The sequence below is a fragment of the Saccharopolyspora sp. NPDC049426 genome (assembly GCF_040676935.1).
Taxonomy (GTDB): domain Bacteria; phylum Actinomycetota; class Actinomycetes; order Mycobacteriales; family Pseudonocardiaceae; genus Saccharopolyspora.
This window is the reverse complement of sequence record NZ_JBFAPZ010000012.1, coordinates 169,767-185,550: the sequence shown is the minus strand read 5'-3', so window position 1 is coordinate 185,550 and position 15,784 is coordinate 169,767. Positions and strand designations below refer to the sequence as shown.

General features: G+C 69.8%; 14 protein-coding genes. 1 reads left to right on the top strand and 13 read right to left on the bottom strand.

Annotation, left to right across the window (positions count from 1 at the left end):
- Positions 1-122: 122 nt before the first annotated feature.
- From AB0J78_RS25455 to AB0J78_RS25395, 13 genes are all read right to left on the bottom strand, one after another.
- Entirely contained in the window at positions 123-1,013 is an 891-nt protein-coding gene (locus AB0J78_RS25455; protein ID WP_363793144.1) for a serine hydrolase, read from the bottom strand.
- Positions 1,010-1,882 carry a LysR family transcriptional regulator gene (locus AB0J78_RS25450; protein WP_363793142.1) on the bottom strand — a complete coding sequence of 291 codons (873 nt, stop codon included), beginning with the start codon at positions 1,880-1,882 and terminating at the stop codon, positions 1,010-1,012. The genes AB0J78_RS25455 and AB0J78_RS25450 overlap by 4 nt, the downstream gene beginning before the upstream one ends.
- Positions 1,883-1,977: 95 nt before the next feature.
- Entirely contained in the window at positions 1,978-3,129 is a 1,152-nt protein-coding gene (locus tag AB0J78_RS25445) for an Ig-like domain-containing protein (protein ID WP_363793140.1), read from the bottom strand.
- Positions 3,130-3,505: 376 nt separating this feature from the next.
- Positions 3,506-4,642 (bottom strand): MlaD family protein, encoded by a 1,137-nt coding sequence (locus tag AB0J78_RS25440; protein ID WP_363793138.1) that lies wholly within the window; start codon positions 4,640-4,642, stop codon positions 3,506-3,508.
- Positions 4,642-5,811 carry an MCE family protein gene (locus AB0J78_RS25435; RefSeq protein WP_363793136.1) on the bottom strand — a complete coding sequence of 390 codons (1,170 nt, stop codon included), beginning with the start codon at positions 5,809-5,811 and terminating at the stop codon, positions 4,642-4,644. The genes AB0J78_RS25440 and AB0J78_RS25435 overlap by 1 nt, the downstream gene beginning before the upstream one ends.
- Positions 5,808-7,013: an MCE family protein gene (locus AB0J78_RS25430; RefSeq protein ID WP_363793134.1), complete on the bottom strand. Its 1,206-nt coding sequence runs from the start codon at positions 7,011-7,013 to the stop codon at positions 5,808-5,810. Before AB0J78_RS25430 ends, AB0J78_RS25435 begins: the two co-directional genes overlap by 4 nt.
- A complete protein-coding gene (locus AB0J78_RS25425) occupies positions 7,010-8,023 on the bottom strand; it encodes an MCE family protein (protein ID WP_363793131.1) in 1,014 nt (337 codons plus the stop codon). The genes AB0J78_RS25430 and AB0J78_RS25425 overlap by 4 nt, the downstream gene beginning before the upstream one ends.
- Entirely contained in the window at positions 8,020-9,051 is a 1,032-nt protein-coding gene (locus AB0J78_RS25420; protein WP_363793129.1) for an MCE family protein, read from the bottom strand. Before AB0J78_RS25420 ends, AB0J78_RS25425 begins: the two co-directional genes overlap by 4 nt.
- Positions 9,048-10,394 (bottom strand): MCE family protein, encoded by a 1,347-nt coding sequence (locus AB0J78_RS25415; protein WP_363793127.1) that lies wholly within the window; start codon positions 10,392-10,394, stop codon positions 9,048-9,050. Before AB0J78_RS25415 ends, AB0J78_RS25420 begins: the two co-directional genes overlap by 4 nt.
- Positions 10,391-11,263 (bottom strand): ABC transporter permease, encoded by an 873-nt coding sequence (locus tag AB0J78_RS25410; protein WP_363793125.1) that lies wholly within the window; start codon positions 11,261-11,263, stop codon positions 10,391-10,393. The genes AB0J78_RS25415 and AB0J78_RS25410 overlap by 4 nt, the downstream gene beginning before the upstream one ends.
- Before the next feature lies 1 nt (position 11,264).
- Entirely contained in the window at positions 11,265-12,047 is a 783-nt protein-coding gene (locus AB0J78_RS25405) for an ABC transporter permease (RefSeq protein ID WP_363793123.1), read from the bottom strand.
- A gap of 102 nt (positions 12,048-12,149) precedes the next feature.
- A complete protein-coding gene (locus AB0J78_RS25400; RefSeq protein WP_363793121.1) occupies positions 12,150-13,034 on the bottom strand; it encodes a 3-oxoacyl-ACP reductase in 885 nt (294 codons plus the stop codon).
- 7 nt (positions 13,035-13,041) lie between these two features.
- A complete protein-coding gene (locus AB0J78_RS25395; RefSeq protein ID WP_363793119.1) occupies positions 13,042-14,136 on the bottom strand; it encodes a zinc-binding dehydrogenase in 1,095 nt (364 codons plus the stop codon).
- Positions 14,137-14,549: 413 nt separating this feature from the next.
- Between AB0J78_RS25395 and AB0J78_RS25390 the strand changes: the two genes are divergently transcribed.
- Positions 14,550-15,725 carry an acyl-CoA dehydrogenase family protein gene (locus AB0J78_RS25390; protein ID WP_363793117.1) on the top strand — a complete coding sequence of 392 codons (1,176 nt, stop codon included), beginning with the start codon at positions 14,550-14,552 and terminating at the stop codon, positions 15,723-15,725.
- Positions 15,726-15,784: the final 59 nt, after the last annotated feature.

The following is a 15,784-nucleotide window of genomic DNA, read 5'->3' as shown; positions in this document are numbered from 1 at the left end:
AGAACTCCCGAAAAATTCTTCCGACGCCCACTCCCGGATGCCTGCTCAGCGCAGGTCCGAGTCCGAATCGACCGGACGAAGGGGACCTCGACCACCCGCGGTCGCGCAGAAGACCGGCCGGGCTAGAGACGACCGGAGCGCAGGTCCGTCACCGCGATCCGAGCGCACTCGGCGATCGCGGCGTCCACCCGCGGGAGCGAAGGGTCCGCGCGCGCCGCGAGCGTGAAGACCGCCACCGCCACCGGCGCCTCGCCGTCGAACTCCACCACCGAGACCTCGTTGCGGACGGCACCGATCGTGCCCGTCTTCCCCGAGACCCGAACCCCCTGGAACGGGAATCCCGCCCGGACCCGGTGCATCCACGCCTGCTGGCCGAGCAGCCTGCGGACGAACGCGCACTGCTGCGGCGAGGCGACCGCGTCGGCCCAGATCAACTCCATCAGCCGGGTCATCTCGCGGGGTGTGGTGGCGCTGGCGTAGGACGGGTCGTAGGCGCGGAGGGTGCGCGCCTCGTCGTTGTCGGCCAGCAGGGCGAACGCCTCGGATGCGCTGGTGGCGCCCATCTCGCGGGTCAGCGCGGCGTGCGCGTCGGCGGTGCCGCCGACGACCCGGGTGCGTTCCAGGCCGAGGTCGGCGAGCGCGGCGGCCAGGGCGTCGAGACCGATGGCACCCAGGATGACGTCCGCGGCGGCGTTGTCGGACACCGCGATCATCGACGCCGCGAGGTCGCGCCAGGACATCCGCACCGGGTCCTGGAAGGTCGACACCCCGGTCGGGCCGGGCGTGCAGGAACCGGGGTCGAGCCGGATGGCTTCGCGCGGGTCGAGGGTTCCCGCGTCGAAGGCGCGGGCCAGCGCGACCAGCAGCGGGAGCTTGTAGACCGAGGCGGTGACCACGAGCTCGTCGGCGCCGAAGCCGAGTTCGTGACCACCCCCGCCGAGCCGGACCGCGTGCACCCAGCCCTGCGCGCCCGCGTCGGCGAGCACGTCCCGGATGTGCTGCTCGGCGTTCACGCCAGTTCCCGGAGCGCGACTTCGAGCGCCTCGCACACGTCGGGCTGCGGGGCCGGGTCGGGCCAGACCACCCGGACCCGCAACGCGAGCTCGTCCCCTGCGGCGACGACGGCCACGCCGGGTGCGCGCACCTCGGGGTCGGTGCTGAGCGCGAACGCGCGCCCGGCGGCGACGGCGCTGAGCGCGTCGCGATCACCGGGCGCGGGCAGGAACTCGGGGTCGAGGCCGCGCTCCCGGAGGGTGTCCACGAGCAGGTCGAAGGCCGCGGTGCCGTGGGCGCGCGGAGCGGTGGCGCAGAGCAGCCCGCGCAGCGCGCGGATCGAGGGCTTCTCGGCCGCCGGGTGGTCGGCGGGCACCAGCAGTCGGCGCGGGATCTTGACCACCGAGGAGGTCCGCAGGTCGCCGAGCAGCGCCGGGTGGTGCACGACCGCGCAGTCCAACCGGCCGCCGGCCACGGCGTCGACCAGGTCGATGGTCGGGGCGGTGCTGACGATGACGGTGCGCGCCGACGGCTCCGGCGCCGCGCCGCGCAGGGCGGCGGCGAGACCGGCGACCTGGCGATCTCCGAGGGCGGCGATGACGCCGATGCGCACCGCTCCCCTGTTCTCCCGCTGTCTGCGGGCCGCTTCGGCGAACTCGTCGGCCCCGGCGAGCAGCGTCCGCGCCCTGGGCAGCAGGTCGGCCCCGGCGGTGGTCAACCGCACGCCCCGAGATCCCCTGGTCAGCAGGGTGACGCCGAGCCGGTTCTCCAGCCGCTGCACGCCCTGGGACAGCGGCGGCTGGGTCATGCCGAGGCGGTCGGCCGCGTGCCCGAAGTGGCCTTCCTCGGCGACCGCGACGAAGAACCGGAGATGACGCAGGAGGTCCACACCACCGATCCAAGCACAGGGCCCGGAACGCGATGCGCGCTCCGGGCCCTTGCCCCGCCTTCTCCCCGCGGAACGGACCGCAGCGGCAGGAGGACTCAGGGTGAGTGGTACAGGGCGCTGCCCTTGACGTACTCCTCCCACGGGACGGTCCAGTCCCAGATGTCGCCGTCGGCCGGGGTGAGCGGTTTGGTCGACCCGACGATCTCCACCGGGTCTCCGATCTGCGTGAACTCCAGGAACCACCTGCCGTCGGTGCTGGAGAGGTTGACGCAGCCGTGGGTGACGTTGCTCGACCCCTGCGCGCCCGTGCTCGCCGTGTTGGTGTGCACGTACTCGCCGTTGTTGGAGATCCGGACCGCGTTGGGCAGCACCTCGTCGTAGGCGCCCGCGCTTCCCTGGGCGGGACCGCCCCAGCTCCAGGAGTTCATCCGCACGGAGTCGTGCCGCTCGGTGGCGACGTGGATGCCGTGCTGGGTCGGGTACGCCGACCGGCCGTAGGAGGCGTCCATCTTCCTGATCTCCTGGCCGTCCTGGTAGACGGTGAAGGTGTGGGCGTTGACGTCGCCGACGGAGCGCTGGTCGCGGCCGACGGTGAAGTTCGATTCGAAGTTCTTGTCGCCCATCACGCCGGCGCCGGTGTCGATGCCGTAGAGGTCGGCGCGCACCTTCACCTGGGTGCCCGCCTTCCAGTAGTCCTTGGGCCGCCAGTTGACCTGGTTGTCGGAGTACCAGTTGAACGAACCCTCGGTGGGCACCGAGGTCTCGACCTTCAGGCGGCGTTCGACGGCGGCGCGGTCCTTGACGGGCTTGTCGAAGTAGATCGAGACCGGCATCGCGATGCCGACGGTGTCTCCGTCGGTGGGCCGGGTGCGCTCGACGTTGACGATGTCGGTGGGGGTGGCGGTGGTGAACGTCGAGTTCAGCGGGATCGACGGCACGCCTTCCTGGTCGTGGGCGACGGCGTGCACCTGGTAGGTGGTGCCGAAGGCCAGCGGCGAGTCGATCGTCCACTTGTGACCGCTGCGGTCGATCTTGCCCGGAACCGGTGCGCCGTTGGCCGTCACGTTGACCGAGGTCAGCACGCCGCGCTGCGCGTTGAGCTCCAGCGGTTCACTCGGTGACAGCGATGTCGTCCTGTCTGGAACCGAGGTCGTCACCGACGCCTCGGAAACGTCCGGCCCGCACGCCGTCAGCGCGCACGCGACCAGGCTCGCGATGACTAGTTGGCACGCAACTGCCCCCCGCATACCGGCCTCCCCAAGAACCCTGCACCGTCTTGTTGGTAATCAGTAACTGTCCGTGCGGCGAGCGGGGTTCTCAACACGATCAAGCAGCGCGGAGTGGGCGATTCACGGTTCGTCGAGCGGCGTTGTTGACCAGCGCAGGGTCATTCGGCGCCGATGAACGCTCCATCGAGTGGATTGAGCGCAGCGGCGATTCTATATCGGCTACCCGCAGTCGATCGCAAGCATGACACACCAAGATCAGGTAATCCGATCGGTGGACATCATATTTCGTCGTCAGAACCGGTGGCACGCATTGGGGTGAGACCTCCGGTCTGTTTTGCCCGGTATGACCGGGTTGAACGGGCTTCGATCACGGCCGGTCCGGGCCCGCCGGTGCTCAGGGGCCGGGCGGCGAGACGGGCGCCGGGACCGGGTAGCGGATCGCGTGCTGCGAGCCGCGCACCCCGGTGGGGCTGCCCTTGGGCTCGGTGCACGCGAGGTCGTAGTTGGTCGGGCCGTCGGTGGTGTCGGACCCGTGCTTGCGCGGCGTGCCCTCGTACCCCGCGGTGCACGCCGGCGGGTTGAACATGTTGAGCACCAGACCGAGGTGCCCGGTTCCGTCCGGCGAGAGCGTGTGGGTGAACGCCGAGATCATCGGCAGCGCGACCAGCGTCTGCTCCAGCGCGGGACCGCGCACGCTGGTCAGCTGCGTGGTGGTGAGCAGGTTGGCGGCCACGATGCCGAAGTCGGTCCCGATCGAGCGCGTGAGCTCCTGCACCTCGGTGGCCGCGCCCGGCGCCTCCTGGATGGTCTTGCGCAGATCGGGGTCGGACTGCTTGAGCTGCCCGGAGATCTGCCGCAGCCCGGTGCTGAACTCGGTGAGGTTCTGCGCCTGCTCCTGCTGGGTGCGCAGGACGACGTCGCTGTTGTCCAGCAATCCCGTGGTCTGCGGCAGGTTCTGCTGCGCGGCGGTGGTGAACGAGCTGGTGGTGTCGAGCAGCTTCTGGAGGTGGGAGCCGGTTCCGTCGAAGGCGGTCCCGACCTCGGTGACCACCGTCCGCAGCTTGTCGGTCGGCACTCCCGCAACCAGCCGGTCGACGTTGACCAGCAACGACTCGGGCGCGGGTGGGATGGAGGTGCGCTCGATGGGGATGACCGACCCCTCATCCAGGAAGGGCCCGCCGCGGTGCTGCGGCTGCAGGTCGATGTACTGCTCCCCGACCGCCGAGCGATTGGCGACCACGGCGCGGGCGTCGGCGGGGATCTGCGGTGCGCCGTCGTTGATGTGCAGGTCGGCGGCCACGCCCTCGTGGGTCAGCCGCAGCGCGGTGACCCGGCCGACGGCCACGCCGCGGTAACTGACCTCGGAGTTGGTGAACAGCCCGCCGGATTCGGGCAGCTGCACCGACACCGGGTAGCCGTTGGAGCCGAACAGCCGGTCCAGCCCGGCGTAGCGACCGCCGACGAAACCCACGCCGACCACCGCGATGACCAGGAACAGCGCCAGCTGCACCTTCACCTTGCGCGCCATCATCAGGAACCTCCTCCGGACGGTCCCGGCAGCAACCCGCCGTCCGGCTGCGTTCCGGGGATCGGCAGCGGCGGCAGCGCCGGCGCGCCGGGCGGCAGCGGGATGTTGGCACCGGACTGGCCGGAATCGGTGAGGCCCGGGATCGGGATGGGCGGCCCGGAGGACCGCGCGAAGTTCTCGTAGAGCGCGGACAGGTCCAGGTCGATGAGCACGTCGGTGTTCACGAAGTCGCCCTTGAGCGGAACCATCGCGTACTCCGGGAACGGGTAGGTCGACAGGAACGCCATCGCCTTGGGCAGGTCGGTGCCGGTCTTGGCGAGCTGCTGCAGCGTCGGGGCGAGCGCGTGCAGGTCGGCCACCAGGTCCTCGCGGCTGGCCTCGATGGTCCCGGTGGCCGTGCCGGAGAGCTTGTCCAGCGACTGCAGCATCCCGACCAGCTGACCCCGCTGGGCCTCGATCTCGCGCAGGCCCGGGGAGAGCCCGTCGAGGGCGGTGTTGATGTTGCCGGTCTGCTCGCGCAGGTTCGCCGAGAGCCGGTTGAGACCGTCGAGGGCCTTGGTGATCTCGCCGCGCTGACCGTCGAGCCGGGTGACCACGTCGTTGACGTTGCCCAGCAGCGAGCGGATCTCCTCCTCGTTGCCGGTGAACGCCTTGTTGAGCTCCTGCACGATGGTCTGCAACTGCTCGATCCCGCCGCCGTTGAGCAGCAGCGACACCGCGCCGAGCACCTCTTCGATCTGCGGGTTGCGGTTGGTGCGGTCCAGCGGGATCACCGCGCCGTCGGCGAGCTCGCCGGTGGCGCGGTCGGGCGGTGGTGCGAGTTCGACGAACTTCTCCCCCAGCAGGCTCGACTGGCGCAGCCGCGCGTAGGCGTTGGCGGGCAACCGCACGTCGCCGTTGACCCGCAAGGTCACCATCGCGGTCGTGTTGTCGGCGCTGAGGTCGATGCGGTCGATGCGCCCGACCGCCACGTCGTTGACCTTCACGCTGGCCTGCGGCACCAGGTCCAGCACGTCGTGGAAGTGCGCGGTCACCGAGTAGGGGCGGTCGCCGAGCTCGGCGCCACCGGGCAGCGGCGTGTTGTAGAGACCGGTGAAACCGGCTGGGCCGCAACCGGACACCAGCAGCAGCGACAGGGAGCCTGCCAGCAGCGCGCACCGTCTGGCCGTCATGGCGTCCCCGCCCCTCGCTTCATCGCGTCCACCAGCGGCAGCGGCACCGGGTTCTCGCCCTTGCCGAGCTGGTCCGGGACGTCGCCCGCGCCGGTCTGGATCTTGCCGAGCACGTCGGCGACCGACGGCAGCGGCGCCAGGCCCTCGACGACGGGGTTGAGCTTCTCGCAGGTGTCGCGCAGCGACTGCGGAACGGGCTCGGGAAGCGGCGTGACGTTGGCGATCAGCCTGCACACCAGCAGGATCGGCGGCTGCGCGAGCTCCTGCGGGTTCCATCGGGAGGCCACGCTGCCGGACGCCGAGTCGTAGGCGTTGATGAAGTTGGTGGTGGCCAGCGGCATCAGGTCCAGCACCTCGGCCAGCGCTTCCCGCTGGTCGACCAGCGCCTGGGTGACGCCGGTGAGGTTGCGGACGTTGGAGGACATGTGGTCGCGGTTGTCGTGGACGAAGCGCTGGACGTCGTCGAGCGCGATCGCCAGCGAGTGCAGTGAGGTGCCCAGCTGCTCGCGCTCGGAGGCGAGGTAGCCGGTGGTGTCGGCCATCCGGCCGTAGAGCTCGCGGATCTGCTTGTCGCTCTGGGCGAGCGTGCCGGTGAACTGGTTGAGGTTGTCCACCGTGGCGAACAGGTCGTCCTGGTTCTCCGACAGGGTCGTGGAGAGCTCGCCGAGCCGTTTGATGGTGGTGTTGAGGTCCTGGCCGTTCCCGTCCACCGTGGCCGCTGTGGTGTTGAGGACGTCGTTGAGCGCGCCTTCGCGGTTGGCCCCGTCCGGGCCGAGCGCGGTGGACAGGGCGTTGACGCTCTTGTAGAGCTCGTCGAGTTCGGCGGGGGTCGCGGTGCGCTTGCGGTCGAGGACCGCACCGGAGGCCATCACCTCGCCCTGCGTGTACGCGGGGGTGAGCTGCACGTAGCGGTCGCTGACCAGGCTGGGCGCGACGACCACGGCGTTGGCGTCGGCGGGGATGTTCACCCCGTCGTCGACGTGCATGTCGACCCGCACCACCGGCCCTTCGGGCGTCACGGTGTCGATCTGGCCGACCTTGACGCCGAGCACCCGCACGCTGGAACCGGCGTAGAGGCCGACGGCCTTGTCGAAGTAGGCGGTGATGGTGGTGCCGCTTGCCGACAGCGTCCACCACAGCGCGCCGGCGGTGACCAGGGCCAGCGCGCAGAGCACGGCGATCGTGCGGGTGAGCCTGCTCATCGGCCGCCTCCCTCGGGAACCGGGAGCTCGCACTCGGGGGTGTTGGTCTGGATCGGGCCGGCGTGGATCGGCGGCGGCAGCAGGCCGCAGAAGTAGCCCTCGAACCAGCGGCCGTTGCTGATGGTGTTGTTGAAGCCGCGCACGTAGGGCTGGAGCGCGCCGACGGCCCTGTTCAGGTTGTCCTGGTTGCGCTTGAGCATCGCGGTGAGCTGGTCGAGCTGGTCGAGGGCGGGCTTCATCTGCTCCTGGTTGTCGGCGACCAGGCCGCGCAGCTGCCGCGAGAGGTTCTCGGTGCCCACCAGCAGTCCGCTGATCGCCTGCTTGCGGGCCTGCACCTCCGACAGCAGCAGGTTGCCGTCGGAGACGAGCTTGCTGACCTGTTGGTCGCGGTCGGCGACGATCCCGGAGACGTTGCTGGCGTTGTGCATCAGGTCGGCGAGCTGCTGGTCCCGGGAGGCGATGGTCTGCGAGAGCTGGGACAGGCCGTTGACGGCCTGATCCATGTGCTGCGGCGCGCCGCGCATGGTGTCGGACATGACCCGGAAGCTCTCGGCGAGCTTGCCGCTGTCGAGCTGCCCGGTGGTCTGCGTCAGCTGGTCGATGGCGTCGGGGATGTCGAACGGAGAACTGGTGTTGCGCACCGGGATCGGTTCGGACAGCTCCTCGTCGCCTGCCGGTCGCAGGCCGACGAACTTCTCGCCGAGCAGCGTCTTGATCTGGATGTCGGCGCTGGTGCGGTCACCGATCTCGCGTCCGTCCACTGTGAACGACACCAGCACCCGGTTGCCGTCCAGCGACACGTCGTCGACCTCGCCGACCTTCACCCCGGCGATCTGCACCTCGTTTCCCGGCTCCAGCCCGGCGGATTCGGCGAAGTAGGCCGAGTAGGAGTTGCCGGAGCCGATCAGCGGCAGGTCCTTGGCGGAGAACGCCGTCAACGTCCCGACCACCAGCAGCGCGATCGTGACGAGGCCGACGGTGACCTGGTTGCGGGCCCGTAGTGGTTTCATCGGCATCTCTCCGGCAACTGGGTCGTCGGCACGGGCAGGAGCGGGAGGTTGATGTTGAGCTGGTCGATGCGGATGTTGCCGCTGACCTGGCACGAGTAGTAGTTGAACCAGCCGCCGTAGCTGACGGTGCGGGTGAGCCGGTCCAGCCGCCCCGGCATGGTCTGCAGCGTGTGGTCCAGCAGCGGCAGGTCCTTGTTGAGCAGCCCGGTGACGTCGCGCAGCGCCGCGATGTCCTGCTGCAGCGGCGGTCTGGCCTGTTCGACGAGCCCGGCGGTGGTGTTGGTCAGCTCGTCGAGAGCGCCGATGGCTTCGCCGACCGGCTTGCGCTGCTCGGAGAGCCCGGTGGTCAGCCGCTGCAGCGCGTCGATGAGCTCGGCCAGTTGCGGCCCGCGTTCGTTGACGTTGCCCAGCACGGCGTTGAGGTTGTCGATGACCTGACCGATGACCTCGTCCTTCTTCGCCAGCGTCCCGGTCAGCGAGGCGGTGTGCGCCAGCAGGCTGTCGACGGTTCCGCCTTCGCCCTGCAGCACCTTCACCAGTTCGCCGGAGAGCTGGTTAACGTCCTCCGGGTTGAGCGCCTGGAACAGCGGTTTGAAGCCGTTGAACAGCGCGGTGAGGTTCAGCGCCGGGTGGGTGCGCTCCAACGGGATCTCGCCGCCCGGCCGCAGCACGTCGGCCGGATCGCGCAGCGGCGCGTCCAGCGCGAGGTAGCGCTGACCCGCGATGTTGCGGAACTTCACGGTGGCCTGGGCGTCGCGCGGCAGCTTCCGGGCGCTGTCGACGTCGAAGAGCACCAGCGCGTGGTCCGCGTCGTCGACTTCGAGCTCGGTGACCCTGCCGACCTTGACCCCGGCGATGCGCACGTCGTCGCCCTCGCCGAGACCGGAGGCGTCGGCGAAGCGCGCGGTGTACTCGTGGGCGTCGCCGGAGGAGTTGGCGGCGATGGTGGACACCAGGATCCCGGTCAGGGTCAGCGTGACCGCCACGAAGGCGATCAGCTTGATCAGCGGTGCGGTGATCGACCTCATCGCACGGTCACCTCCGCGTTCCGGAACAGCGGCCCGACCAGCAGGCTCGTCCAGTCCGGCACGGCCGTGGGCTGGACCTGCAGGCGCGGGGCCATCAGGGCGGCGAGCAGGTCGCGCTCGGGCTGGGAGTTGGCCACCGACGAGCTCGCCGACTGCGGCGAGCTCGACGCCGGCGCCCCGCCGGGCTTCTTCCACGGGAACACCGCGTCGCGGTCCCGCGGCGGCTCCGGCTTGGTGGAGCCGTCGTCGAGCGGTCCGCCCGGCGGGTACTGCGGGAACGTCTCCGGTGCCTCGACGAACGGGTAGCAGCGCGGACCGCGGTGCTCCAGGTTCTTCGGATCGTCCACACCGGGCAGGTACTTGCCACGGCTGCCGGTGATCTCCAGGGTCATCCGCGCCATGTTCGGGGTGTCGGTTCCCTTGCCGAAGGTGAGATCGGCGTTCTTGCTACCCGCCTGGAACTGCTGGAGCATGCAGGGATATTGCGGCGAGTACTTCGCCAGCAGCTCCAAAGTGGACCGCGAGGTGCCCGCCAGCCGGATGAAGTTGTTGCCGTTGGCCGACAGGAACCGGTCCATCTCACCGCTGGCGCTGGTCAGCGCGCCCGTCATCTGCTGGAGCTGACCGCGCTGCTCGACGACGGTGCGGCTGGTGGTGGTCAGGTCGTTGACCGCCTGCATCAGGTCGGGTGCCGCGTCGGCGTAGTTCTCGGCGACGTCGTCGACCCGGCTGATCACCGATTCCAGCTTCGGCAGCGACGGGTCGAAATCCTGGAGGTAGCGGTCGAGCTGCACCAGCGTGTCGCCGAGCAGTTCCCCGCGTCCCTCCAGCGCCTGGGAGACGGCGTTGAGGGTGGTGGCGACCTGCTGCGGCTGCACCGCCTGCAGCACCGGCATCAGGTCGCCGAACACCTTCTCGATCTCCATCGCCGAGGCGCTGCGGTCCTGCGGGATGACGTCCCCCGCGCTCAACGTCGCCGACGCCGCTTCCTTCGGGATGTCCAGTGCCACGTAGCGCTCGCCGAACAGGGTTTTCGGCAGCAGCCGCGCGGAGGCGTTGGCCGGGATCATGCCCGCCTTCTCAGGTTGCAGCGCCAGCCTCAGGTCGGCGTGGCCGTTGCCCGCGTCGATGGCGCGCACCTCGCCGACCACGACACCGCGCACCTTGACGTCGGCACCCGGCATCATCTGGTTGCCTGCGGTGTCGGCGCGCACGGTCACCGCGACGAACCGGGTGAACGCCTTGTTGTACATCCCGATCGTGCCCGCCAGGAACAACCCGGCGACGACCAGGAACGCGATGCCCATCGCCTGGTAGCGGCGTCTGCTGCGCACTTCGATCATCCGGCGATCCGAACCGTCGTGGTCGATCCCCAGATCGCCAGGCTGCAGAAGAAGTCGAGCACGGTCACGAGCACGATCGAGGTCCGCACCGCGCGGCCGACGGCGACGCCCACCCCGGCCGGGCCGCCGCTGGCGGTGTAGCCGTAGTAGCAGTGGGTCAGGATCACCGCGACGCTGAAGACCATGACCTTGCCGAAGGACCACAGCACGTCCTCCGGCGGTAGGAACAGGTGGAAGTAGTGGTCGTAGGTGCCCGCCGACTGCCCGTAGACCCACACCGTGATCTGCCGCGACGCCAGGTAGGAACCCAGCAGCCCGACCACGTAGAGCGGGATGACGGCGGCGACACCGGCCAGCACCCGGCTGGTCACCAGGTACGGAACGCTGCGCACACCCATGACTTCCAGCGCGTCGATCTCGTCGGAGATGCGCATCGCCCCCAGCTGCGCGGTGAACCCGCAGCCGACGGTGGCCGACAGCGCCAGACCGGCCGACAGCGGCGCCACCTCGCGGGTGTCGAAGTAGGCGGCGATGAACCCGGTGAGCGCGGCGGTCCCGAGCTGGTTCAGCGAGGAGTAGCCCTGGAGGCCGACGACCGCACCGGTGGCCATGGTCATGCCGACCATCACGCCGAGCGTGCCGCCGATGATGGCCAGCGCACCGCTGCCGAAGACGACCTCGGTGAGCAGCCGCATCGTCTCCTTGCGGTACTTGGTCAGCGTGACCGGTACCAGCGCCAGGGCGCGCACGTAGAACGAGAGCTGCCAGCCGAGGTTGGCCAGCACATCACCGGGCCGGGAGGCGGCTTTGGCGATGCGGCGCCGCGCCGGGGCCGGTGTCGGCGGGGGTGTCGTTTCCAGGACTGCCATCTCACAAGCCCTTCGGCGGCACGAGTTGCAGGTAGATGCCCGTGACCAGCAGGTTGATCATGAACAGCAGCAGGAACGTGATGACCACGGCCTGGTTGACCGCGTCCCCGACGCCCTTCGGCCCGCCGGTGGGGTTGAGCCCGCGGTAGGCGGCGACGACCCCGGCGACGAACCCGTAGATGGCGGCCTTGATCTCGCTGACCCAGATGTCGGGGAGCGAGGCCAGCGCGTTGAAGCTGGCCAGGTAGGCACCTGGCGTGCCGCCCTGCAGGATCACGTTGAAGAAGTAGCCGCCGAGCACGCCGACGACGCTGACCAGGCCGTTGAGCAGCAGCGACACCAGCACCGCGCCGAGCACCCTGGGCACGATCAGCCGGTGGATCGGCGAGATCCCCAGCACCTCCATGGCGGCGATCTCCTCGCGGATGGACCGGGCGCCGATGTCGGCGCACACCGCCGAACCGCCCGCACCGGCCACCAGCAGTGCGGTGATCAGCGGGCTGGCCTGCTGCAGGATCGCCAGCGCGCTGGCCGCGCCGGTGAACGACTGGGCACCGATCTGCTGGGTCAGCGACCCCAGCTGCATCGCGATCACCGCGCCGAACGGGATGGCCACCATGGCGGTCGGCAGGATCGTGACGCTGGCGAAGAACCACGCCTGCTGGATCCACTCGCGCACGGCGAACGGCCGGCGCGGGGTGAGGCGCACGACGTCCCAGGCCAGCGTGGCGATCTTGCCCACGTGGCCGAGGGCCGTCGAGACTCCGGCGACCGGCGCGCTCATGGCCGCCGCTCCTGGATACCCATGCTTCCTCCCGGCCTCGTTGACGAGAAACGTTCTGCGTACCGCCGTTGAGCCCGGCGGTGTGGCGATGCGCGATCCGCGTTATGGAATCGAGAGGACGTCGTTGGCGGCGAACGAGCGCTCGGGATCGCGATCGGCGAAGTAGGCGCCGAGGCCGTTCTCCAGGTCCTGCTGGGTCCAGAGCTCGCCGGGCGCGGCGAACTTCTGCTCGATGGTGGGCGGTGCGAGCAGGGCGACGGTGCCGCTGTGCACCACGAAGACCTGGCCGCTGATGTCCTTCGCGGACGGTCCGGCGAGGTAGGCCACCAGCGGGGCGACGTGCTCGACCGACATCGGGTCCACGCCCTCGCCGGGGGCGTCGCCGAAGGTCTGCTCGGTCATCGCGGTGCGGGCGCGCGGGCAGATCGCGTTGGCGCGCACGCCCATTCGCGACATCGCGCGCGCGGTGGAGACGGTCAGCGCGGCGATGCCGCCCTTGGCCGCGGCGTAGTTGGGCTGGCCTGCGGAGCCGAGCAGGAACGCCTCGGAGGCGGTGTTGATGATGCTGCCGCAGGTCGCGCCGGTGTCCTTGTACTCCTGGCGCCAGTGCGCGGTCGCGTTGCGGGAGAGCAGGAAGTGGCCGCGCAGGTGCACTCGCAGCACGTCGTCCCACTCCTGGTCGCTCATCTTGAACAGCATCCGGTCGCGCAGCAGTCCGGCGTTGTTGACCACCACGTGCAGCCCGCCGAGGCGTTCGGTCGCGGCGGCCATCATCTCGGCGGAGACGTCGGAGTCGGAGACGTCGCCGACGACGGCGACCGCCTTGGTGCCGATCTCCTCGATCTCGGAGACCACGGCGTGCGCCGCGTCGGTGACGTCGTTGACCACGACGTTCGCCCCGGCCCGCGCGAGGGCGAGCGCTTCGGCCCGTCCCAGTCCCGCACCGGCTCCGGTGACGATCGCTACCTTTCCGTCCACACTCGACACGTGCGCCTCACCTCGGGTCGAAAGTGACGATCTGGCGCACCACCGCGTTGTCCCCGCTGCGCAGTGCGGCCAGCCCGTCGTTGATGTCCGCCAGCGGAAGCCGCCGGCTGATCATGCCTTCCAGGTCCAGCAATCCCGCTCGCCACAGCTCGACCATCCGGCCGGTGTCCCGGCGCGGGTCGGCCGAGCCGTAGAAGGAGGGGACGATGTTCTTCTCGTTGATGAACAGCTCCTGGGCGGAGAACTCGACCTTCTGCTCCTCGCCTCCCGCCCCGACGATCACCGCGGTGCCACCGCGACGGGCGGCGTCGTAGGCCGCGCGGATGGTCGCGGCCAGGCCCACGACCTCGAAGGCGTAGTCGAAACCGCGTCCACCGGTGGCCTCTTGGCGAACCTCGGCCAGCCCATCGGGCGTGGTGGCGTGCGTGGCGCCGAAGCGCAGCGCCGCCTCGTGCTTGGCGACCGCGGGGTCGACCGCGACGATGCGCGCGGCACCCGCGATCCGAGCGCCCTGGATGACCGAGATCCCCACGCCCCCGCAGCCGATGACGACGACGGTCGACCCGGGCTCGACGCGCGCGGTGTTGAGCACCGCACCGACACCGGTCAGCACGCCGCAGCCGATCAGCGCGGCGGCCTCGTAGGGCACGTCGTCGTCGACCTTGACCGCGGCGTCGGCCGGGATCACGAGCTCTTCGGCGAAGGTCCCGCACCCGGCGAAGCCGAAGGCGGACTCGCCGCCGACCTCGAAGCGGGGCGAGACGAAGGCGTTGACCGTGTGCACCTCGCACAGGTGCGGCTGTCCGTTCAGGCAGACCGCGCAGCGGCTGCACGGCGGCACGAAGGAGAGCACCACGCGGTCGCCCTCACGCAGATGCGAAACCCGCTCACCTGCGGCGATCACGTCACCGGCACCCTCATGTCCCATGATCCCGGGGGCGAGCGCGGGCAGTCCGCCGCTCATGGCCGACAGGTCGCTGTGGCAGATGCCCGACGCCCGGACCCGCACGCGCACCTCGTCGGGGCCCACCTCGGTGGTGGCCACGTCCGAGCGCACGTCGAGCTCGGGGTCGCCGATCTGCTTCAGCACGGCTGCCCTCATCGGCACGCTCCTCACCGGATCGACCCCGCCACGGCGCGGGGAGGTGTTAGCCAACACACACTAGAATGTGTTCTCGCAAAGTATCAAGTGCCGCGTCCAGATGTGCGTATTCCGCAGGACATTCAGCCACGAAGTCAGGACCAAGAAATGAAAACTCGTTCTAGCGAACGGGACCTTTCGGTCACGTTCGAGTCACGGGATCGCGAGCGCGGCACCCCTCGGGCCTTCAACGAGCGAAGGCAGAGCCGGTCACTGCTCCATTCGGACGCGACCCCGGATTGCGATCCTTACTTTTAGAACACGTTACACCTTTGATGGCGAGACGGTGACCGCCTGGTCTCGACCAGATCGCGACTGTCGGTCTATGATTTTAGAAACGTGTTTCACAAGCGCGTACCACCCCGGGAGGATGCATGCGCATCGCCTACACGCCCGAGCACGAGAAGCTGCGGGAGGAGTTGCGCGCCTACTTCGCCGATCTGATGACGCCCGAGCTTCGCCAGGAGCTGTCGCAGGGCGATTACGGCGACGGCGGCGCCTACAAGCAGCTGGTGCGGCAGATGGGGGCCGACGGCTGGCTGGCACTGGGCTGGCCCGAGGAGTACGGCGGGCAGAACCGCAGCATGCTGGAGCAGCTGATCTTCACCGACGAGGCGGCCATCGCGGGCGCCCCGGTCCCGTTCCTGACGCTCAACAGCATCGCGCCAACCGTCATGCGGTTCGGCACCGACGAGCAGAAAGCCCACTTCCTACCCAAGATCGCGGGCGGTGAGATCCACTTCGCCATCGGCTACTCCGAGCCCGAAGCGGGCACCGACCTGGCCTCGCTGCGCACCACCGCCGTGCGCGACGGCGAGGACTACGTGATCAACGGCCAGAAGATGTGGACCAGCCTCATCCAGTACGCCGACTACGTCTGGCTGGCCTGCCGCACCGATCCCGACGCGCGCAAGCACCGCGGGCTGAGCGTGCTCGTCGTGCCCACCTCCTCCCCCGGCTTCTCCTGGACCCCGGTGCACACCGTGTCCGGACCGACGACCAGCGCCACCTACTACTCCGACGTGCGGGTTCCGACGTCGTCGCTGGTGGGGACCGAGAACGAGGGCTGGCCGCTGGTGACCAACCAGCTCAACCACGAGCGCGTCGCGCTCACCTCCGCCGCCCCGCTGCAGCTGGCGCTGTCGGAGGTGCGGGACTGGGCGGCCCAGACCCGGCTGTCCGACGGGCGGCGGGTCATCGACCAGGAGTGGGTGCAGCAGCACCTCGCGCGGGTGCACGCGGGCGCGGAGTTCCTGAAGCTGGTGAACTGGAAGATCGCCACCACCGCCGAGAAGCACCCTGCCCCGGCGGCGGCCTCGGCGACGAAGGTTTTCGGCACCGAGTTCGCCACCGAGGCGTACCGACTGCTCATGGAGGTGCTGGGCAGCGCCGCGTACGTGCGCTCGGGTTCGAAGGGCGCCGCGTTGGCCGGGCGGATCGAGCGGATGCACCGCTCGGCGCTGATCCTCACCTTCGGCGGCGGGACGAACGAGGTGCAGCGCGACATCATCGCCGCCGTCGGCCTCGGCCTCCCTCCAGCGAAGCGTTGACCAGGGGCGGTTCTGGTCCGAACTGTCCATGATCGAAGTCCTTCTTGCCCGGACGGTTC

Coding starts and splice junctions, on each gene's coding strand:
- AB0J78_RS25445 (WP_363793140.1), bottom strand. CDS start 3,129: ATGCGGGGGGCAGTTGCGTGCCAACTAGTCATCGCGAGCCTGGTCGCG.
- AB0J78_RS25440 (WP_363793138.1), bottom strand. CDS start 4,642: ATGATGGCGCGCAAGGTGAAGGTGCAGCTGGCGCTGTTCCTGGTCATC.
- AB0J78_RS25435 (WP_363793136.1), bottom strand. CDS start 5,811: ATGACGGCCAGACGGTGCGCGCTGCTGGCAGGCTCCCTGTCGCTGCTG.
- AB0J78_RS25430 (WP_363793134.1), bottom strand. CDS start 7,013: ATGAGCAGGCTCACCCGCACGATCGCCGTGCTCTGCGCGCTGGCCCTG.
- AB0J78_RS25425 (WP_363793131.1), bottom strand. CDS start 8,023: ATGAAACCACTACGGGCCCGCAACCAGGTCACCGTCGGCCTCGTCACG.
- AB0J78_RS25420 (WP_363793129.1), bottom strand. CDS start 9,051: ATGAGGTCGATCACCGCACCGCTGATCAAGCTGATCGCCTTCGTGGCG.
- AB0J78_RS25415 (WP_363793127.1), bottom strand. CDS start 10,394: ATGATCGAAGTGCGCAGCAGACGCCGCTACCAGGCGATGGGCATCGCG.
- AB0J78_RS25410 (WP_363793125.1), bottom strand. CDS start 11,263: ATGGCAGTCCTGGAAACGACACCCCCGCCGACACCGGCCCCGGCGCGG.
- AB0J78_RS25405 (WP_363793123.1), bottom strand. CDS start 12,047: ATGAGCGCGCCGGTCGCCGGAGTCTCGACGGCCCTCGGCCACGTGGGC.
- AB0J78_RS25395 (WP_363793119.1), bottom strand. CDS start 14,136: ATGAGGGCAGCCGTGCTGAAGCAGATCGGCGACCCCGAGCTCGACGTG.
- AB0J78_RS25390 (WP_363793117.1), top strand. CDS start 14,550: ATGCGCATCGCCTACACGCCCGAGCACGAGAAGCTGCGGGAGGAGTTG.